The organism is Ewingella sp. AOP8-B2-18 (assembly GCF_052376015.1).
GTDB lineage: Bacteria > Pseudomonadota > Gammaproteobacteria > Enterobacterales > Enterobacteriaceae > Ewingella > Ewingella allii.
In genome coordinates this window covers 201,987-221,325 of sequence record NZ_JBQSVB010000002.1, presented here as the reverse complement: position 1 = coordinate 221,325, position 19,339 = coordinate 201,987, and the positions used below count along the sequence as shown (strand labels likewise).

Sequence of the window (19,339 nt, the reverse complement as noted above, 5' to 3'; positions counted from 1 at the left end):
GTCAGCATGCTTCCACGTGGCCCACCTTTCAGCGGGCGTTAATCAAAAATTCTTGCCGGGTTGGCGTATATCGTTCGACAGCGCGTCCCTTGTTTTGGGATTTCGCGCGCGGCGGGCTCACGTCCGCCGCTTGATGCCTTCACTACCAGCGCTGTTTCAGCAGGTTGTTTGGCTGAATACCGCCAATCGCCCGCGCATTGCTGTAATGCTGCTTGGCGATGCCCGCCTCAAACTCGTCCCGGAAATATTTAATCGCACTCTGCAATGGCTCCACGGCACCCGGCGCGTGTGCGCAGAAGGTTTTGCCCGGACCAAGCTGGCGGCAAAGCTGCTCGAGCGTTTCGATATCGCCCGGTTGGCCTTCGCCACGTTCCAGCGCGCGGAGGATCTTAACGCTCCACGGCAAACCGTCACGGCATGGCGTACACCAGCCGCAAGATTCACGAGCGAAGAACTCTTCCAGGTTACGCACCAGGGAAACCATGCCAATTTCGTGGTCAACGGCCATTGCCAGCGCAGTACCCATACGGCTACCCGCTTTGCCGATGCTTTCGAAATCCATTGGCAGGTCGAGGTGGTCGCCGGTCAGGAAGTCCGTCCCTGCCCCACCCGGTTGCCAGGCTTTGAATTTCAGACCATCGCGCATGCCACCGGCATAATCTTCGAGGATTTCACGTGCGGTGATACCAAACGGCAGCTCCCAAACGCCCGGATTTTTCACCCGACCGGAGAAGCCCATCATTTTGGTACCGGCATCATTACTTTTTCCTGCGGAAATACCTTTGTACCAATCCACGCCGTGCTCAACGATAGCCGGCACGTTGCACAGGGTTTCAACGTTGTTTACACACGTTGGTTTGCCCCATACGCCAGACGATGCTGGGAAAGGTGGTTTGGAACGCGGGTTAGCACGGCGGCCTTCAAGGGAGTTAATCAGCGCGGTTTCTTCACCACAGATGTAACGCCCTGCGCCGGTGTGCACCACCAGTTCAAAGTCAAAACCGGTACCGAGGATGTTTTTCCCCAGGAACCCAGCGGCTTTGGCTTCTTCAATGGCTTTACGCAAGTTCACTGCTGCTTCGATGTACTCGCCGCGCAGGAAGATGTAACCACGGTAGGCTTTCAACGCGAATGCGGCGATCAGCATGCCTTCCACCAGCAGGTGTGGCATTTGCTCCATCAGCATACGATCTTTATACGTGCCCGGTTCCATCTCATCGGCGTTACAAAGCAGATAGCGGATATTCATGCTTTCGTCTTTCGGCATCAGGCTCCACTTCAAACCGGTGGAGAAGCCTGCGCCGCCGCGGCCTTTCAGACCTGCGTCTTTGACCAGCGTGACCACGTCATCCTGAGCCATACCTTTCAGCGCTTTCTCAGCACCGGCGTAGCCATTTTTGCTACGGTATTCGTCGAGGAAAACCGGCTGCTTGTCATCGCGCATACGCCAGGTCAGCGGATGCATCTCTGGCGTGCGGATAATCTGTTTTGGCGTAAATCCCTGGAATGTCATGAGTAACGCTCCAATAATTCACCAATGTTTTCCGGCTTCAGGTAGCTGTGAGTGTCCTCGTCGATCATCATCGTCGGGCCTTTGTCACAGTTACCCAAACAGCAGGTCGGCAGCAGAGTGAAGCGACCATCTTCGGTCGTTTGGCCCGGCTTGATGTGCAGCTGTTCTTCGATTGCCGCCTGAATGCCTTGGTAACCGGTGATGTGGCACACCACGCTGTCACAATAGCGAATCACGTGGCGACCCACCGGCTGGCGGAAGATTTGGCTATAAAACGTTGCCACGCCTTCAACGTCACTGGCAGGAATATCGAGGATTTCAGCGATCGCGTAAATGGCACCATCTGGCACCCAGCCACGGTGTTTTTGCACGATTTTCAACGCTTCGATAGAGACCGCGCGGGCATCTTCGTAGTGGTGTTTTTCGTGCTCAATCGCTTCACGCTCAGCGTCATTAAGCTCGAACGCAGCAGGTTTTGCGGTCGGCTCGGAGACGTTGATGTACTGAACCTCTGAGTCTTTATTGATATCTGTCATCGTTAGCGGTCCACATCTGACATTACAAAATCGATACTGCCCAGGTAGACGATCAAATCGGATACCAGGCTGCCACGGATAACTGACGGGATCTGCTGCAAATGCGGGAAGCTAGGCGTACGAACGCGGGTACGGTAGCTCATGGTGCTGCCGTCGCTCGTCAGGTAGTAGCTGTTGATCCCCTTGGTCGCTTCAATCATCTGGAAAGATTCTTGCGCAGGCATGACAGGACCCCAAGACACTTGCAGGAAGTGCGTGATCAGCGTCTCGATATGCTGCAGCGTGCGTTCTTTCGGTGGCGGCGTGGTCAGCGGGTGATCGGCCTTGAACGGGCCTGCTGGCATATTGGCGTAGCACTGTTCCAGAATGCGCAGACTCTGACGCAGCTCTTCTACTTTCAGCATCACGCGCGAGTAGCAGTCGCTGACGCCGTCGCCCACTGGCACTTCAAAGTCGAAGTTTTCGTAACCAGAATATGGACGCCATTTACGCACGTCGAAATCAATACCGGTCGCGCGCAGACCTGCACCCGTGGTGCCCCATGCCAACGCGTCTTCCGCGTTGTAAGCCGCAACGCCTTTCGAACGACCAATCAGAATGGTGTTTTTCAGGGCAGCTTTAACATAAGAGTCCAGACGAGCAGGCATCCAGTCGAGGAATTCGCGCAGCAGGCGTTCCCAGCCTTTCGGCAGGTCGTGTGCAACACCGCCGATACGGAACCAGGCCGGGTGCATACGGAAGCCGGTGATTGCCTCGATCAAATCGTAGATTTTCTGACGGTCGGTGAACGCGAAGAAGACTGGCGTCATCGCACCGACGTCCTGAATGAACGTACTGATGTACAACAGGTGGCTGTTGATACGGAACAGTTCAGACAGCATCACGCGGATGGTGTTAACGCGGTCGCCTACGGTAATGCCTGCCAGTTTCTCAACGGCCAGCACGTAAGGCATTTCGTTAACGCAGCCGCCGAGGTATTCGATACGGTCGGTGTACGGAATGTAGCTGTGCCATGACTGGCGCTCGCCCATTTTTTCCGCACCGCGGTGGTGGTAACCCACGTCCGGCACGCAGTCGACAATCTCTTCGCCATCAAGCTGCAAGATGATGCGGAACGCACCGTGCGCAGACGGGTGGTTTGGACCGAGGTTGAGGAACATGAAGTCCTCGTTTTCGGTACCGCGCTTCATGCCCCAGTCTTCAGGCTTGAAAGTCAGTGACTCCATCTCCAGATCTTCTTTCTGCTTAGTCAGCTCGAAAGGATCGAATTCGGTAGCACGGGCCGGATAGTCTTTACGCAGCGGGTGCCCTTCCCAAGTCTGAGGCATCATGATGCGCGTCAGGTGCGGGTGGCCGTCGAAGGTAATACCGAACATTTCCCACGTTTCGCGCTCATACCAGTTGGCGTTCGGGAACACCTTGGTGATGGTCGGAAGATGCAGGTCGTTTTCTGACAACGCCACCTTGAGCATAATGTCGCGATTACGCTCAACGGAAATCAGGTGATAGAAAACGGAAAAATCCGCGGCCGGTAAACCGTCGCGGTGAGTACGTAAACGCTCATCTACGCCATGCAGGTCGAACAGCATGACATAAGGCTTTGGCTGTTTTCGTAAAAAGGTGATCGCTTCCAGTATCTGTTCGCGCTTGATCCACACCACGGGTATACCGGTACGGGTCGGTTGAACAGTAAAGGCCTCAGGCCCAAAACGGTTACGCAATTCGCCGATGACCGGATCATCAAGATGATCTCGGGTTTGCCATGCTGGCTGAGCGGTGTCTTGCGTCGTCAAATCTGTCATTTTATTTTCACCACACTAAATGGTCATTTATGCCGTAAGGGGGTGTATCGCTACCAACCGCCCCTCAGGGTTGACTCTCAGACCGCAGTGTTAAATCTCGTCAGGAGACTTCAGATTCGTCACGGCGATACGCTCTGCGCGTTTACGCTCTTTCTCAGATTGCATATTCGCGCGGTAAACGCCCTGATCCCCAACAACCCACGACAGCGGGCGACGTTCTTTGCCGATAGATTCTTGCAGCAGTAACAGGGCCTGCATGTAAGCTTCCGGGCGCGGCGGGCAACCTGGGATATACACATCAACCGGTAAGAACTTATCTACACCCTGAACCACGGAGTAGATGTCGTACATACCACCGGAGTTAGCACATGCGCCCATCGAGATAACCCATTTCGGCTCAAGCATTTGGTCATACAAACGCTGAATAACCGGGGCCATCTTGGTAAAACAGGTTCCTGCTACTACCATGAAATCGGCCTGGCGCGGAGAAGCACGGAGAACTTCAGCACCAAAACGAGCAACGTCGTGTACCGCAGTAAACGACGTCACCATTTCAACGTAGCAGCACGAAAGGCCGAAGTTATACGGCCAAAGGGAGTTTTTGCGACCCCAGTTCACCATCCCATGCATCGCCTCTTCGAGGTTCCCCATGAAGACGCTGCGCTTTACCTGTTCTTGCAGAGGATCACCGACGATCTCTTGCTTTTGCAGGGGGTAACGGTCGTTCTCACCGTCCGGGTCTATGCGGGTGAGCGTATAGTCCATCTTATTGCCTCGCTATTACTTACTGCGGATGACTGTTGGTGTTAATCGCTGGGCTCGGTTTAACAGGTCCTTTCGAACGTGTTGGTGTCCAGTCCAATGCGCCAATACGCACCAGATAAAACAGACCGGCTAACAGGACTAAAATGAAAATGGCGGCTTCGACGAACCCGACCCACCCGCTTTCACGGATAGAGGTTGACCATGCATAGAGATACAGGGCTTCCACGTCGAAAATGACGAAAAACATCGCGACTAGATAGAATTTGGCGGAAAGACGCATGCGGGCGGTACCCACGGATGCGATACCAGATTCGAAAGGCGTGTTTTTGTATCGCGCTCTGGCTCTCCCGCCAAGGAACGCTGCGCCCAGTAACATGAGGCAACAAAGACCTATTGCGACGATCAGAAATACCGCGAACGCCCAGTGTTGAGCGATAACTTCAGTGGCTGTTGACATACTCTTAGCTTACTCATCAAAAGCGGCGCAATTGCATCTGCTCTTTAACGGCAGCTTGCACACCACATCGATTCAAGGGAAGGATTAATAACCACACCGTTTCACGGCTTATAAACGGTTTAAGCCAGTGATTTACTGTGGGCTTTTTACTCCTTTCTATAACCTTTTGTCAACTTAGACAAAAGTATCTCCACATTAATTTACATGCTTATCATTTTATTAACATATCATGCGACGTCGATGTGCTAAATCGAGTCAGTAAAATAGTTTGATAGAACAAAGGCATGTTCTCGGGATTTAATGCTTCGAGCCAAACAATAGCATTGTCGCAGGAATAAGCGTTTCTTCCACTCACAAAACAAGGTTATTTTTTTGATCCAGGACACAGTTTGGGCAACTTTGATGGTAAAAAGCACAGCGATTTAACAACTTTTTTTGAAAAACTTAAAATTCCAAAGCAGTTTTTCGCTAAGGATTAGATTCGAAAACAGGGGCGTTTTAGCGCGTTTTTAGGCTTTCTGGATCGAAGAAAAGAGAGGCATTCTGGCAGGGGAGTTCTGAGGTTTAGTAAGAAAAATACGCATCAGCATTAAAAAAAACGGCAAAGCCTTTATTTTGGTTACTTTGACTACCTCTTTATAAGCACAACACTTTACCCCCCATCCCCGATAAGCTTCAGGGGTGGGGGTAAAGTGGCGCAGAAGATCTGCTTAAAGTTTAGGCTCGGCAACCACGCTGCGGTCATCGTCAGCCACTGAGCTTTGAGCATAGGCGCTCAAAGAGTAAGGGTCATTCCCCTGCTCCACAGCATTAAAAATCGCCATCGCTAACTCGTTTTCACTGTGTGAGTTCTTATACAGCACGTACTGAGTGTCAGGCAGGCGCGGTAGGCCTTCCTGCTCGCCCAAAACGCGCAGTTCAGGACTCATCATCTCAATTGGCCGTGCCGTCACCCCTAAACCTGCTCTTACCGCCGCACGAATGGCAGACAGCGTAGAAGCCACGTAAGCAATACGCCATGGAATACCGGCTTGGTTCAGGTAATCGATTGCCATGGTACGGTAAGGGCTAGGTTCATCGAGCACAACTAAGGGCACGCTGTCGCCAGATGGGTATGAGAAGTCAGCGGAGCAATACCAAAGCGTTGGCGATGTACGCAACACAATATGCGGATGATCGGTGCTGGTCACCGTGGTGATCGCTAAGTCAATTTCTTCATTTTCGAGCATAGACAGCATAAACGGACTACGCTGTACTCTGACGTCGATAGATAACTTGGGATAAATCGATGTCACCCGGCTCAGCAAAAACGGCAATATGGTGTCAGCAGTGTCGTCTGATGCGCCAATGGTGATGCCACCCTGTACATTGCTGTACATAAGGGAGGTACAGGCTTCATCGTTGAAGCGCAGAATTTTCCGAGCATAGCCAAGCAGTTGAATACCGTGTTCGGTCAATAACTTATTACGTCCGTGTCTGGCAAACAGCTCTTTACCTACCAGTTGTTCGAGACGCTGCATTTGTTGACTGACGGCTGATTGTGTACGGCATACGGCGGCTGCGGCTGCGGCAAACGTATTTAAATCAGCAACTGCAACAAAAGTCCTCAGCAGATCAAGGTCAAGATTGAGGATTGGACGATTTGCATTTGTCATAGTTTTTCTTCACTTTTAAAATCTAATAACAAGCTACCCTGATTGATGCGGCAAAGTTCCCGCAAAATGCAGAATACCAGATATGACGCATACTCACTCATTAGATAAGCGGAAATGAGAAATATTTCTGCAATACGAATCCATTTTATAGGAACAATTCCCTTTTTTATGCTCTAAATGACCAATTATCTGCTCAACCTAAATTAATAAAAATGATTAGAACAACTAAATTGAGATTTTTTAGTCATATTTATCTGAGAGTTTTTATTGCGTCACAGAGCCGCAGACAGCAAGCCCTGCGGGGACAAACCGCATTAAACTCACACAGAAATATAAGCATTATTAATTAATGTATTTGACCCAAAGAAATATAATTCAATAAATTCATTGATTCACACTCGAAGACATACTTTGTATGGGTCTAATGAGTTAAACCAACCTTAAGAATTTTCCCACAAATTTTAGAATGAAGTTTGTATCTCAATAGAAATATATTCGTTAGCTGAACTTACAGAGTACTGACAAAAGCATTGGCAGAAAATGCGAATCAGCTCTGTTAATTTATCCAGTCTCAGTAAACAATACATTGAGGTCTATTAGGATATCTTTTATACACTAAAGAGACACCTAAGAACCCAACTCAGTTCAATTTTTTAAATTTCTCTTATTATCCGGTGACTTACAAAGTGATCTTTGAGCATTAATTGCTCTTTCTGTACTCCATGCATTACGCCTATGGGCAGTAAGTGCAATCCACACAGAGCATCCATCTAGAAAAAAGTGAAAATGTAGTGTTTAACTCCACGTTAAAAATACAACGCCTCTACTTACTTCACTAACCACAGGGTGAGTAATGTTTTGCACCAAAGCTGGGCACTGCCCTTCAAAAGAGGTCTGAGTGAGAGTAAATTGGCTGCTTCGCTTTGTTCCACGGCATTGGCGCCAAGGAAGAACAGGCTTTACATAAAAGGCTCACCATTACATGTCCCCGATTGAAAAATCCCGCAAACTGGACAACGTCTGCTACGACATTCGCGGCCCGGTACTCAAAGAAGCAAAACGTCTGGAAGAAGAAGGTAATAAGGTCCTCAAACTGAACATCGGCAACCCTGCCCCGTTCGGTTTTGACGCGCCTGATGAGATTCTGGTCGACGTTATCCGAAACTTACCGACCGCTCAGGGTTACTGTGACTCGAAAGGCCTTTTTTCTGCCCGTAAAGCCATCATGCAGCATTATCAGGCGCGCGAAATGCGTGATATCACCGTTGAAGATATCTATATCGGCAACGGCGTGTCTGAACTGATCGTGCAATCAATGCAGGCGCTGTTGAATACCGGCGACGAAATGCTGGTTCCGGCTCCTGATTACCCACTGTGGACCGCCGCAGTTTCGCTGTCCGGCGGTAATGCCGTTCACTATCTTTGCGACGAAGGAGCAGACTGGTTCCCGGACCTCGACGACATTCGCGCCAAAATCACCCCGCGCACTCGCGGGATTGTGATCATCAACCCGAACAACCCGACGGGCGCGGTTTATAGCAAAGAGCTGCTGCTGGAGATCGTCAAGATAGCTCGCGAGCACAACCTGATCATCTTCTCTGATGAAATCTACGACAAGATTCTGTATGACGACGCCGAGCACATTTCTATCGCTTCGCTGGCGCCGGACCTGTTGACCGTTACCTTTAACGGCCTGTCGAAAACCTACCGCGTGGCGGGTTTCCGTCAGGGCTGGATGGTGCTGAACGGGCCGAAAAAACACGCCAAAGGCTATATCGAAGGTTTGGAAATGCTGGCGTCGATGCGCCTGTGCGCCAACGTGCCGATGCAGCACGCCATTCAAACCGCGCTGGGCGGCTACCAAAGTATCAGCGAGTTTATTCAGCCGGGCGGCCGCCTGTATGAACAGCGGGACAGAGCCTGGGAGTTGATCAATCAGATCCCGGGGGTCTCCTGCGTCAAGCCGAAAGGCGCGCTGTACATGTTCCCGAAAATCGACGCCAAGCGTTTTAATATTCACGATGACCAGAAGATGGTGCTGGATCTGCTGTTACAGCAAAAAGTCCTGCTGGTTCAAGGCTCGGCGTTCAACTGGCCGTATCCTGACCACGTGCGCATCGTCACCCTGCCGCGCGTCGACGAGCTGGAAATGGCCGTGGGTAAACTCGGTCGCTTCCTCGAAACCTATCGTCAGTAAGTTCGTCCATCAAGGGCGTCGCGCCGCCGACGCCCTGCTCCTTCCCAATGATTTTTGTTGTTATCAGGGTGACACAGCCCCATTCCATGCTCACAATAGTGTTCATTCGCCGTAGATATTTGAGAGTGTTATGAGCCAAAGCCACTTCTTTGCCCACCTGTCTCGTTTGAAATTGATTGGCCGCTGGCCGCTGATGCGCAATGTGCGTACTGAGAACGTCTCTGAGCACAGCCTGCAGGTGGCTTTCGTCGCCCACGCCCTGGCCCTGATCAAAAACCGCAAGTTTAATGGCAACCTCAATGCCGAGCGCGTCGCTCTGCTGGCGATGTACCACGACGCCAGCGAGGTGCTGACCGGAGACATGCCGACGCCCATCAAGTATTACAACCCGCAGATCGCCCACGAATACAAAAAGATAGAGAAAATTGCCCAGCAGAAGCTGATCGAGATGCTGCCGCTGGAGCTGCAGGATGATTTCCGTTCATTGATTGACGAGCACTATTACAGTGAAGAGGAAAAACTGACGGTGAAACAGGCGGATGCCCTATGCGCCTATTTGAAATGTCTGGAAGAGCTGTCGGCGGGTAATAACGAATTCAAGCTGGCGAAGGCCCGTCTGGAGAAGACGCTGGCGCTGCGCCAAAGCCCGGAAATGGACTACTTTATGGAGGTCTTCATTCCGAGCTTTAGCCTGTCACTGGATGAAATCAGCCTCGACTCCCCGCTCTGAGTGCTTAAAACGGAAACATCAGCGGTACCAGAAACACGCTGATGGCCATCACCATCAGCGTAAAAGGCACGCCAATGCGAATAAAGTCGCTGAAACTGTAATTGCCCGGCACCATCACCAGCGTATTCACCGGTGAAGAAACCGGCGTCATAAAGGCCGCCGAGGCCGCAATCGCAATGATCATGGTGAAGGGATAAGGCGACAGCCCCATCTGCTGGGCCGTGGCAATGGCAATCGGCGCCATCAGCACCGCCGTGGCGGTATTGGAAATAAACAGGCCAATGGTCGCGCAGAGCACAAACAGGCTGAGCAGCATGATATGCGGGCCGTGACCGCCGCTGACGTCCATCAGCCCTTTAACAATCAGCGCCACCCCACCGGTTTTCTGCAATGCCAGCGCAAAGGGCATCATCCCCACGATAAGCAGCAGGCTCGGCCAGTGAATGGATTTATAAGCCCCTTCCATGGTGATACAGCGGAATTTGCCCATCAGCAGGCAGGCGACAATGGCGGCAATTACGTTCGGCACTTCATCCGTCAGCATCAGCGCCACCATCAGCGCCAAGCAGAACAACGCGTGCGGGGCCTGACTGACGGCGGGCGCGACGTCATCCACCTCGGCGGGCAGATTCAAGACAATAAAATGATGAGTTTGCTGCTGAAGCTGGCGGATAAGCTTCCAGTCGCCGATAACCAGCAAGGTATCGCCCAGCTGAAGTTCTTCGTCGATAAGCTTGCCTTCGAGGGCTTCGCCGTTGCGGCGAATGCCAACCACGTTAAGCCCGTAACGCGAGCGGAAACTCACCTGCTGCAAGCTTTTGCCCAGCAGCTCGGAATCGGGAATCAGTGACACTTCCGCCATACCTACGTCGCGCGACTGCTCGGAGAAGTAGTCGCCACGCAGCACCATCGGCTCGAGTTTTTCATCGGTCAGAAATTGCCTGACCGAAATTTCACTGTCCGCCATATCAATCAGCAGCACGTCTCTGGCCCGCAGCTCGGTGCTGCCGGTGGCGCTGACCATAATGCGGCGGAATTTGCGCCAGCGCTCAATTCCCACCACGTTGGCGCTATAGCGCGAACGCAGGTGCACATCATCCAGCGTTTTACCCACCAGCGGAGAATCCGGGCGGATCGCCATGCGCCTTGCCCTGCCGGTTAAGCGATAATCGCGGATCAGGTCACGGAAAGTACGGCGCTGCCAGTCCTCTTTTTTAGCGCCGCTGTTTTCGCCAGAAAGCCAGCGGCGGGCGATAAGCATGTAGCCAACGCCCATAATCAACACCACCAGGCCAATCGGCGTCACGCCAAAAAAGCCAAAGCCGTCAAAGCCTTCGCGCAGTAACTCGCTGTTAACCACCATGTTAGGCGGCGTCGCGACCAGCGTCATCATGCCGCTGATAAGCCCGGCGAAGCTCAGCGGCATCATCAGGCGGGCGGGAGACGTTTTCATTTTAGCGGCGACGCTTAACACCACCGGGATGAAAATCGCCACCACGCCGGTCGAGCTCATAAAGGCCCCCAGCCCGGCGACGGTGATCATCAGCAGCACCAGCATGCGCGTTTCGCTGTTGCCCGCGACCTTCATCAGCCATTCGCCAACTTGATAAGCCACGCCGGTTCGCACCAGCCCGTGACCAATGACAAAGAGTGCGGCAATCAAAATAACGTTCGGATCGCTAAACCCGGCCATGGCCTCATGCAGCGTCAGAGTGCCACTCATCACGAAGGCGACAATCACGAGTAAAGCCACGACGTCCATGCGCAATTTATTGCTGGCGAACAGCACCATTGCGACAATTAAAAGAAACAACACCCATATCAGTTCACTGGTCAAAACAAGGCTCCGTTTGTGATGAAAAGTAAAAGGCTGCAAGCTGAGACACCATGCCTGAAAGCATGCCATAAAAAAACCCCGCCGAAGCGGGGTTCATATCAACGAAATCGTCGTTTTTATCAGCAATATGCTATTAACGCAGGCCAACCATCACTTTATGGCTGTCAGCTTCCACCACGATAACTTCAAGGGTGCTCAGATCCATATCGACCTCTTCGATCCCCGGCGTGTCCGACGGCGCATTGACTGCAATCACTTTGCAGCCTGCGGCCAATCCGGCCATCACGCCGGCTGCGGCGTCTTCCACTACCACGCAATCTTCTGGCGCTAAACCCAGAAGCTCGGCGCCCAGCAGGTAAGCATCAGGCTGTGGCTTGCCGTGTTTGACTTGTTCCGCCGTGACAAACACTTCTGGCTTCGGCAAATTCGCCGCCGCGTGGCGGGCATGAGCCACCGCCACGGTGCCAGAGGTCACAATCGCCCAAGGAATATTGTGGCGATTCAACTCGCTAAGCAGCAAATGCGCCCCCGGCAGCGCGGTCACGCCTTCAGTATCCGTGGCTTCAATCTGCTCGAGCTTTTGGAATTCGCGCTGGATGTTCTCTTCACTTTCGCCCGGCATAAAATGACGCAAAGAAGTGATCGCCTGCTTGCCATGAATAAACGCCAGCACCTCTTGCGGACTGATGCCGCGACTCAATGCCCAGTTAATCCAAGCGCGTTCTACCGCAGGCAGTGAATCGACTAACGTTCCATCCAGGTCGAACAAGAAACCTTTACACTCCACAATCAACTCCTTATCCCCTTTATGCGTGAAGCCGCAGCTTTATTGGCTACGGCTTCTTCATTCGGGTTGCAATTTAGGCATTAATAATCTGCGCGATCTCGACCGCGCTTAGATGATATTGGCGTGGACATGCTTGCCAGACGGCGAGCATACGCTGGTATTTTTCCCACATTTTAGTCTGTGAGTTGAACCCGTGAGTTCCTGAATCGAAGTCAGTATAGCGGCCTTCGGTGTTCACCATAAAGCGAACATAGCTCAAATAGCGGGATTCTGTTGCAGCGTCGAAGCCAAGGAAGTCCAGACGGCGGCGATCCAGACCTTGAGTGTCTTTAAGATTGGTCCATGAAACCTGCATCGCGTGGTGCATTTCCATGATGTTAATGACAGTACGGCAGGTTTCTTCCGACAGTTCGCCAAAGTCGCGATCCAGCTCGCGCATTTGCAGACCAAAGCCGCGCTCAATTACCGTTTGTAACCGGCGATAGCGATCGGCATTTTCCGGGTCCAGCATGGTCATCATTTTATATTGATTGGATAAAATCAGGCGTTGGGCGTTGGTCATTTCCATCGTGAATTTCCTCAAGTATGCATAATGAACAAAGCATGACACAGGGCAAACTAGCGTGAAATCTCAAGCTGACCATTCTTTGATTTAGACACATAAACTGAGTGGAAATGAAGTGGATTCACTATTGATGGCTACAATGGATGACAGCGCGTTAAGACAAAAAATGGGCAAAGTAAAACGGATGCCCGGCATCCGTTAAATATCATCGAGGAAGGTTTTGTCCAACTGCTTGAAGGCGCGTTTTAACACGTCGGCCAGAGACTGATAGGTCGGGGTACCTTCTACCGGCGCCAGCGCCTGCCCTGCTTCGGCCAGCTTATTACGCACATCGTGGAACCAGCTCAGCAGCGTTGGTGGCAGCGGCGTTAAAGAGCGGCGTCCTAACCACCACAGACCTTGCATCGGCAAGCTACAGGCAAAAATAGAGGTGGCCACCGCCGGGCCGAGCTGGCCGCCGAGAGCGATTTGCCAGGTTAAGGTGAAGACGGCCAAAGGCGGCATAAAGCGCACAGCAAAACGCGTCGCCGTCGAAATTCGGTTCTCGGGGAATACCGGCGCCAGACGCTTATCGGCTGGCCAGGTCTTCATATAATGTTGCCCGCGCTGGAATACCTGAAACCAACTGACTGAACCTGATGGCTTACTGGTCATGGGTGCACCTCAACTTCACATATAATAATTAAAAAATAGTTGTAAATAACTAACGGGATTTTAGCACGATTAAATATATTTTGTTTTTGCAGGCACCAGTGGGTATCCTGTCCCCGCAAATTCGGGGCGTTGCTTCATCTTGCCTCCGCTTGGTGCCTTTTGTAATTAATTATTGTCTTATTTGTTAGCGTTTTTACCGATTAAAGCCCTAATAAGTAGCATTCTGAGGGGTCTGACGCACTCATTGAGAGATGTATTGTCAGCATAAGAGGTGATTAATCACCGCCCGGTTTCGGCCGTTGGCTGAAGATTCCCCAGCTTTATCACTGTCATGCCGCTTTTCTTCGTTGGCATGATGTTAATCATAATTGTCACCGCCATTATGCGCTACGCTTGATGTCAGATTGACGATTTATTAACCACGTGTTTTGTTTTTATCTTAAACAGCACCAACAATAAATAGGTACTTCCATGTCGAGTAAGCTAGTTCTGGTTCTTAACTGTGGTAGCTCTTCCCTTAAGTTCGCCATCATTGATGCTGCGAATGGTGAAGAGTACATCTCAGGTTTAGCCGAATGTTTCCATCTGCCAGAAGCCCGCATCAAATGGAAAATGGACGGTGGTAAAGAAGAAGCCGCACTTGGCGCTGGCGCTGCGCACAGTGAAGCTCTGAAGTTCATTGTTGACAATATCCTGTCCAAAAAACCTGAACTCTCTGCTGAGCTGGTGGCTATCGGTCACCGTATCGTTCACGGCGGCGAAAAACTGACCAAATCAATGCTTATCGATGATGCAGTCATTCAGGGTATCAAAGAATCTATCCCGTTTGCACCGCTGCATAACCCAGCACACCTGATTGGTATCGCCGAAGCGTTGAAATCCTTCCCGAAACTGGCTGATAAAAACGTGGCAGTGTTCGACACGGCGTTCCACCAGACCATGCCGGAAGAGTCTTACCTCTACGCTCTGCCGTACAGCCTGTACAAAGATCACCACGTTCGTCGCTACGGCGCACACGGCACCAGCCACTTCTACGTGACGCAAGAAGCCGCGAAAATGCTGAATAAGCCAGTGGAAGAAGTAAACCTGATCACCTGCCACTTGGGCAACGGCGGTTCTGTTAGCGCAATCCGTAACGGTAAATGCGTGGACACTTCCATGGGTCTGACCCCGCTGGAAGGTCTGGTAATGGGTACCCGCAGTGGTGACATCGACCCGGCAATCATCTTCCACCTGCACGACGCACTGGGCATGAGTGTTGACCAGATCAACAAAATGCTGACCAAAGAATCCGGCCTGCTTGGCCTGACTGAAGTCACCAGCGACTGCCGCTATGTAGAAGATAACTACGCGACCAAAGCTGACGCTAAACGCGCCATGGACGTCTTCTGCCACCGTCTGGCTAAGTACATCGGTTCTTATGCAGCCCTGATGGAAGGTCGTCTGGACGCCGTGGTCTTCACCGGCGGTATCGGTGAAAACGCTGCGATGGTTCGTGAATTCGCACTCGACAAACTGGGCCTGCTGGGCTTTGAAATCGACCACGAACGTAACCTCGCAGCGCGCTTTGGCAAGTCTGGCGCTATCAACAAAGAAGGCACGCGTACCGCGCTGGTCATCCCGACCAACGAAGAGCTGGTTATCGCTCAAGATGCGGCTCGCCTGACCGCATAACATGCATCCCACTGCCAGCGCCTGCTGGCAGTTTTCTTTAATTAGGCGAGCGTAGCCAGTCTGGAAGCAGCCGCGTTAAGCAGTCATCGCACCTTCCTTACTCAAGTTCTACGTCCGTCTGGCATTCCAGAGAGGTTTAGCCGTGTCCCGTACAATTATGTTGATCCCTACAGGCACCAGCGTCGGTCTGACCAGCGTCAGCCTTGGCGTGATCCGTGCCATGGAACAAAAAGGCGTTAGCCTAAGCATCTTCAAGCCTATCGCCCAGCCGCGCACCGGCGGTGATTCGCCAGACCAAACCACCACCATTATCCGCGCCAACTCCAGCGTACCTGCTGCTGAGCCGCTGAAAATGAGCCACGTGGAAAACCTGTTGAGCTCTAACCAACAGGACGTGCTGATGGAAGAGATCATCGCCCGTTACCACGAAAACACCAAAGACGCAGAAGTCGTGCTGGTTGAAGGCTTGGTGCCAACCCGTAAACATCAGTTCGCTAACGCCCTGAACTACGAAATTGCCAAAACCCTGAATGCCGAAATCGTCTTCGTCATCGCGCTGGGCAATGACTCTCCGGCTCAGCTGAAAGAGCGCATTGAGCTGGCACGTAGCAGCTTCGGCGGCAGCAAAAACAAAAATATCACCGGCGTTATCATCAACAAACTGAACGCCCCGGTTGATGATCAAGGCCGTACGCGCCCTGACCTGTCTGAAATCTTCGACGACTCCACCAAAGCAAGCGTTGCTAACGTTGACCCAAGCCAGCTGTTCGCTAACAGCCCGCTGCCGGTGCTGGGCTGCATTCCTTGGAGCTTCGAGCTGATCGCCACTCGCGCCATCGACATGGCAAAACACCTGAATGCCCGCGTTATCAATGAAGGTGACATCCAGACTCGCCGCGTGAAATCCGTAACCTTCTGCGCGCGCAGCATTCCGCACATGCTGGAGCACTTCCGCCCGGGTTCACTGCTGGTGACCTCTGCTGATCGCCCAGACGTACTGGTTTCAGCCTGTCTGGCAGCGATGAACGGCGTGGAAATCGGCGCTATCTTGCTGACTGGCGGCTATGACATCGACGATCGCATCAACACCCTGTGCGAGCGCGCATTCAAAACTGGCCTGCCGGTCTTCATGGTGGATACCAACACGTGGCAGACCTCCCTCAGCCTGCAAAGCTTCAACCTTGAAGTGCCTGCTGATGACCACCAGCGCGTTGAGAAGCTGCAACAGTACGTGGCTTCCCACATCAACAGCGACTGGATCAACTCCCTGAGCGCCCACTCCGAGCGTTCACGCCGCCTGTCTCCTCCGGCGTTCCGCTATCAGCTGACCGAACTGGCGCGTAATGCGAAAAAACGTATCGTGCTGCCAGAAGGCGACGAGCCGCGTACCGTGAAAGCCGCGTCGCTGTGTGCTGAACGTGGTATCGCAGAATGCGTGCTGCTGGGTAATCCAGAAGAGATCCAACGCGTTGCCGCTGCTCAGGGTATCGAACTGGGCAAAGGCATCCAGATTGTTGACCCGGTTGTGGTGCGTGAAGAGTACGTGGCCCGCCTGGTTGAACTGCGTAAAAGCAAAGGCATGACCGAAGTGGTTGCCCGCGAGCAGTTGGAAGACAACGTGGTTCTCGGCACCCTGATGCTAGAAAAAGGCGAAGTTGACGGTCTGGTATCCGGCGCGGTTCACACCACGGCGAACACCATCCGCCCACCGTTGCAGCTGATCAAAACGGCGCCGGGCAGCTCGCTGGTTTCTTCTGTGTTCTTCATGCTGCTGCCTGACCAAGTGCTGGTTTACGGCGACTGCGCCATCAACCCAGACCCAACGGCTGAACAGCTGTCTGAAATCGCTATCCAATCTGCGGATTCCGCCGCGGCCTTCGGTATCGAACCGCGGGTGGCAATGATCTCCTACTCCACCGGTAACTCGGGTGCAGGTAGCGACGTTGAGAAAGTGCGTGAAGCGACTCGTCTGGCGCAGGAAAAACGCCCGGACCTGATCATCGACGGTCCACTGCAATATGACGCCGCAATCATGGCTGACGTGGCGAAGTCCAAAGCGCCAAACTCGCCGGTAGCGGGTAAAGCGACCGTGTTCATCTTCCCAGACCTGAACACCGGTAACACCACCTATAAAGCAGTTCAGCGTTCGGCTGATTTGGTCTCAATCGGGCCAATGCTGCAAGGCATGCGTAAGCCAGTCAACGACCTGTCTCGCGGCGCGCTGGTTGACGATATCGTCTACACCGTGGCACTGACTGCGATTCAATCTGCACAAGCTGAAGCAGCAGCTAAAGCTTAATTTCCTGCCTGCTCAGAATGCAAAACGCCGACATCAAGTCGGCGTTTTTTTTGGCTCAATTCCGTTACAGCAGCTGTTTCGCTGCTTCGAGAATGTGCTCGGCGGTCAGGCCATACTCCTGCTGCAAGAAGTCCTGCGTGCCGACCTGTCCATAGCGCTCCTTCACGCCCACGCGGCGCATTGGCACCGGCGTATGTTCGACCAGCACTTCGGCCACCGCCGAACCCAGCCCGTTATGGATACTGTGATTCTCACAGGTAACGATTCTGCCAGTTTTGGCGGCGTACTGCTGAATGATCTCTTTGTCGATAGGTTTCAGGGTGAACATGTCGATAACCGCCGCGCTGATACCGTCCCGAGCCAGCATCTCCGCCGCTTTTAAGGCCTCAGCTACCATAATACCGTTGGCAATCAGGGTGATATCATTACCATCGCGCAGCAGATTGGCTTTGCCAATAGTGAACGTGGAACCCTCTTTATACACCTGAGTCGCCTGTTTGCGGATGGTGCGCACCCAGTAGAAGCCTTTCAGATCCACCAGCTGCTGTAAGATATCGCGGAACATCACGGCGTCGGTGACTTCCAACACAATCGAGTTGGCCAGCCCGCGCACAATGCCCATGTCCTCGAAAGACATGTGCGTGCCGCCATTGTGGCAGGCGGTGACACCGGCGTCAGAGGCGATCACCTTGACGTTATTCTTCTGGTAATCCAAAGACATAAACAGCTGGTCGAAGCAGCGACGGCTGGCGAAAGCGGTGAAAGTGTGCACAAACGGCACGCGCCCGGTCAGTGACAGGCCAGCGGCGACGCCAATCACGTTAGCTTCCATGATGCCGCAGTTAATCACGTGCTGCGGATGGTCACGATGCACGCCGTCCATCGCCATGGCGCTCATCAGGTCAGCTTCGAGAGCGATAATTGGTGTGTTCTCAACGATTTTTTCCCGCACCACGTTGCCGTAGACTTTGCGCATTTCAATGTTGTCGGGTTTCAGTTCCAGCGTGACTTCAAACATGGGCGGCCTCCAGTTCAGCAATGGCGTTTTCGATTTCCAGTTTCACTTCCGGGGTTAACCGCAGATGGTGCGAGTTAGCCAGTGATTCCAGATACTTCACGCCCTGTCCTTTCACGCTGTCGAGCACGATGGCCAGCGGGCGCTGCTCGCCCTGACGTACCGGCGTCAGCGCGTTTTGCAAGGCCACAATGTCATCACCCTTGATGGTCAACACGTCGAAGCCAAAGGCGCTGAACTTACCGGCCAAATCAAACGGCTTGATCACTTCATCGAGCAAACCGTCGAGTTGTTGCTTGTTGTAGTCAATAAACACCGTCAGGTTGTTGAGGTTGTGGTGAGCAATAAACTGGAAAGCCTCCCAGCACTGGCCCTCATTCAACTCACCGTCGCCCACCACGCAGAACACGCGATTATCGCGTTTCGCCAGTTTGTGCGACAGCGCCATGCCGGTGGCAATGGACACGCCCTGTCCCAGAGATCCGGTCGTTGCATCCACGCCGACAGTGCGCAGGCGATCAGGATGGCTCGGCAGCTTGGTGCCATTCTGATTTAGCGTTTTCAAATCGTCCTGCGGGAAGTAGCCTTTCAGCGCCAGCGTGGCATACAGCGCCGGGCCAGCGTGGCCTTTCGACAGAACAAAATAATCACGCTCTTGCCAGTCTGGCTTGGTCGGGTCGATACGCATCACGTCGCTATACAGCACCGCCAGCGTTTCGACCACCGACATGCTGCCGCCGTAGTGACCAAAGCCTAATCCGGTGAGCATTTTTAGGGTCTCAATACGGATTTGACGAGCAAACTCACGAACCTCTTGGACATCTTTCATGTTTATTGGTCCTTATTTTAGTTA

Annotated in this window: 16 protein-coding genes; 4 read left to right on the top strand and 12 right to left on the bottom strand. The window is 52.7% G+C overall.

Features of this window, described 5'->3' with window-relative positions; translation table 11 throughout:
• Nucleotides 1-142: 142 nt before the first annotated feature.
• The 6 genes from nuoF to lrhA form a co-directional block, all read right to left on the bottom strand.
• Nucleotides 143-1,513 carry an NADH-quinone oxidoreductase subunit NuoF gene (gene nuoF, locus ACT3RR_RS05335; RefSeq protein WP_396132414.1) on the bottom strand — a complete coding sequence of 457 codons (1,371 nt, stop codon included), beginning with the start codon at nt 1,511-1,513 and terminating at the stop codon, nt 143-145.
• Nucleotides 1,510-2,049 (bottom strand): NADH-quinone oxidoreductase subunit NuoE, encoded by a 540-nt coding sequence (gene nuoE / locus ACT3RR_RS05330; protein ID WP_154146995.1) that lies wholly within the window; start codon nt 2,047-2,049, stop codon nt 1,510-1,512. Before nuoE ends, nuoF begins: the two co-directional genes overlap by 4 nt.
• A gap of 2 nt (nt 2,050-2,051) precedes the next feature.
• Complete coding sequence (gene nuoC / locus ACT3RR_RS05325) at nt 2,052-3,851, bottom strand: NADH-quinone oxidoreductase subunit C/D (RefSeq protein ID WP_396132413.1); 1,800 nt, start codon at nt 3,849-3,851, stop codon at nt 2,052-2,054.
• Between the two features lie 90 nt (nt 3,852-3,941).
• The gene (locus ACT3RR_RS05320) at nt 3,942-4,616 is read right to left on the bottom strand and encodes a NuoB/complex I 20 kDa subunit family protein (protein ID WP_140470293.1); all 675 of its coding nucleotides are present in this window, start codon (nt 4,614-4,616) and stop codon (nt 3,942-3,944) included.
• A 19-nt stretch (nt 4,617-4,635) separates the two neighbouring features.
• Nucleotides 4,636-5,073 (bottom strand): NADH-quinone oxidoreductase subunit A, encoded by a 438-nt coding sequence (locus ACT3RR_RS05315; RefSeq protein ID WP_034791762.1) that lies wholly within the window; start codon nt 5,071-5,073, stop codon nt 4,636-4,638.
• 710 nt (nt 5,074-5,783) lie between these two features.
• Nucleotides 5,784-6,728 (bottom strand): transcriptional regulator LrhA, encoded by a 945-nt coding sequence (gene lrhA / locus ACT3RR_RS05310; RefSeq protein WP_353502768.1) that lies wholly within the window; start codon nt 6,726-6,728, stop codon nt 5,784-5,786.
• A 982-nt stretch (nt 6,729-7,710) separates the two neighbouring features.
• Between lrhA and ACT3RR_RS05305 the strand changes: the two genes are divergently transcribed.
• Together ACT3RR_RS05305 and yfbR are read left to right on the top strand one after the other, a co-directional pair.
• Nucleotides 7,711-8,925 (top strand): pyridoxal phosphate-dependent aminotransferase, encoded by a 1,215-nt coding sequence (locus tag ACT3RR_RS05305; protein WP_353502769.1) that lies wholly within the window; start codon nt 7,711-7,713, stop codon nt 8,923-8,925.
• A gap of 130 nt (nt 8,926-9,055) precedes the next feature.
• Nucleotides 9,056-9,655, top strand: a complete 600-nt coding sequence (gene yfbR, locus ACT3RR_RS05300) for a 5'-deoxynucleotidase (RefSeq protein ID WP_353502770.1) — start codon at nt 9,056-9,058, stop codon at nt 9,653-9,655.
• 4 nt (nt 9,656-9,659) lie between these two features.
• Here yfbR and ACT3RR_RS05295 read toward each other — a convergent pair whose 3' ends face one another.
• The 4 genes from ACT3RR_RS05295 to yfbV all read right to left on the bottom strand — a co-directional run bounded on the left by ACT3RR_RS05295 (nt 9,660) and on the right by yfbV (nt 13,498).
• Nucleotides 9,660-11,492, bottom strand: coding sequence for an SLC13 family permease (locus ACT3RR_RS05295; RefSeq protein WP_496199890.1), 1,833 nt, complete (start codon nt 11,490-11,492; stop codon nt 9,660-9,662).
• A 133-nt stretch (nt 11,493-11,625) separates the two neighbouring features.
• Nucleotides 11,626-12,279 (bottom strand): sugar phosphatase, encoded by a 654-nt coding sequence (locus ACT3RR_RS05290; RefSeq protein WP_353502772.1) that lies wholly within the window; start codon nt 12,277-12,279, stop codon nt 11,626-11,628.
• A gap of 73 nt (nt 12,280-12,352) precedes the next feature.
• Nucleotides 12,353-12,847 (bottom strand): YfbU family protein, encoded by a 495-nt coding sequence (locus ACT3RR_RS05285; RefSeq protein WP_034791774.1) that lies wholly within the window; start codon nt 12,845-12,847, stop codon nt 12,353-12,355.
• Between the two features lie 195 nt (nt 12,848-13,042).
• Entirely contained in the window at nt 13,043-13,498 is a 456-nt protein-coding gene (gene yfbV / locus ACT3RR_RS05280) for a terminus macrodomain insulation protein YfbV (protein WP_353502774.1), read from the bottom strand.
• Nucleotides 13,499-13,969: 471 nt separating this feature from the next.
• Between yfbV and ackA the strand changes: the two genes are divergently transcribed.
• Together ackA and pta are read left to right on the top strand one after the other, a co-directional pair.
• Entirely contained in the window at nt 13,970-15,172 is a 1,203-nt protein-coding gene (gene ackA / locus ACT3RR_RS05275) for an acetate kinase (RefSeq protein WP_353502775.1), read from the top strand.
• A 157-nt stretch (nt 15,173-15,329) separates the two neighbouring features.
• Complete coding sequence (gene pta / locus ACT3RR_RS05270) at nt 15,330-17,471, top strand: phosphate acetyltransferase (protein WP_353504000.1); 2,142 nt, start codon at nt 15,330-15,332, stop codon at nt 17,469-17,471.
• A gap of 64 nt (nt 17,472-17,535) precedes the next feature.
• Here pta and ACT3RR_RS05265 read toward each other — a convergent pair whose 3' ends face one another.
• Both ACT3RR_RS05265 and ACT3RR_RS05260 read right to left on the bottom strand, forming a co-directional pair.
• Entirely contained in the window at nt 17,536-18,489 is a 954-nt protein-coding gene (locus tag ACT3RR_RS05265; RefSeq protein WP_496199889.1) for a transketolase family protein, read from the bottom strand.
• Entirely contained in the window at nt 18,482-19,315 is an 834-nt protein-coding gene (locus tag ACT3RR_RS05260; protein ID WP_353502776.1) for a transketolase, read from the bottom strand. Before ACT3RR_RS05260 ends, ACT3RR_RS05265 begins: the two co-directional genes overlap by 8 nt.
• Nucleotides 19,316-19,339 lie beyond the last annotated feature (24 nt).

Coding starts and splice junctions, on each gene's coding strand:
- nuoC (WP_396132413.1), bottom strand. CDS start 3,851: ATGACAGATTTGACGACGCAAGACACCGCTCAGCCAGCATGGCAAACC.
- pta (WP_353504000.1), top strand. CDS start 15,330: ATGTTGATCCCTACAGGCACCAGCGTCGGTCTGACCAGCGTCAGCCTT.
- yfbR (WP_353502770.1), top strand. CDS start 9,056: ATGAGCCAAAGCCACTTCTTTGCCCACCTGTCTCGTTTGAAATTGATT.
- ACT3RR_RS05260 (WP_353502776.1), bottom strand. CDS start 19,315: ATGAAAGATGTCCAAGAGGTTCGTGAGTTTGCTCGTCAAATCCGTATT.
- nuoF (WP_396132414.1), bottom strand. CDS start 1,513: ATGACATTCCAGGGATTTACGCCAAAACAGATTATCCGCACGCCAGAG.
- ACT3RR_RS05285 (WP_034791774.1), bottom strand. CDS start 12,847: ATGGAAATGACCAACGCCCAACGCCTGATTTTATCCAATCAATATAAA.
- lrhA (WP_353502768.1), bottom strand. CDS start 6,728: ATGACAAATGCAAATCGTCCAATCCTCAATCTTGACCTTGATCTGCTG.
- ACT3RR_RS05320 (WP_140470293.1), bottom strand. CDS start 4,616: ATGGACTATACGCTCACCCGCATAGACCCGGACGGTGAGAACGACCGT.
- nuoE (WP_154146995.1), bottom strand. CDS start 2,049: ATGACAGATATCAATAAAGACTCAGAGGTTCAGTACATCAACGTCTCC.
- ACT3RR_RS05265 (WP_496199889.1), bottom strand. CDS start 18,489: ATGTTTGAAGTCACGCTGGAACTGAAACCCGACAACATTGAAATGCGC.
- yfbV (WP_353502774.1), bottom strand. CDS start 13,498: ATGACCAGTAAGCCATCAGGTTCAGTCAGTTGGTTTCAGGTATTCCAG.
- ACT3RR_RS05305 (WP_353502769.1), top strand. CDS start 7,711: ATGTCCCCGATTGAAAAATCCCGCAAACTGGACAACGTCTGCTACGAC.
- ACT3RR_RS05315 (WP_034791762.1), bottom strand. CDS start 5,073: ATGTCAACAGCCACTGAAGTTATCGCTCAACACTGGGCGTTCGCGGTA.
- ackA (WP_353502775.1), top strand. CDS start 13,970: ATGTCGAGTAAGCTAGTTCTGGTTCTTAACTGTGGTAGCTCTTCCCTT.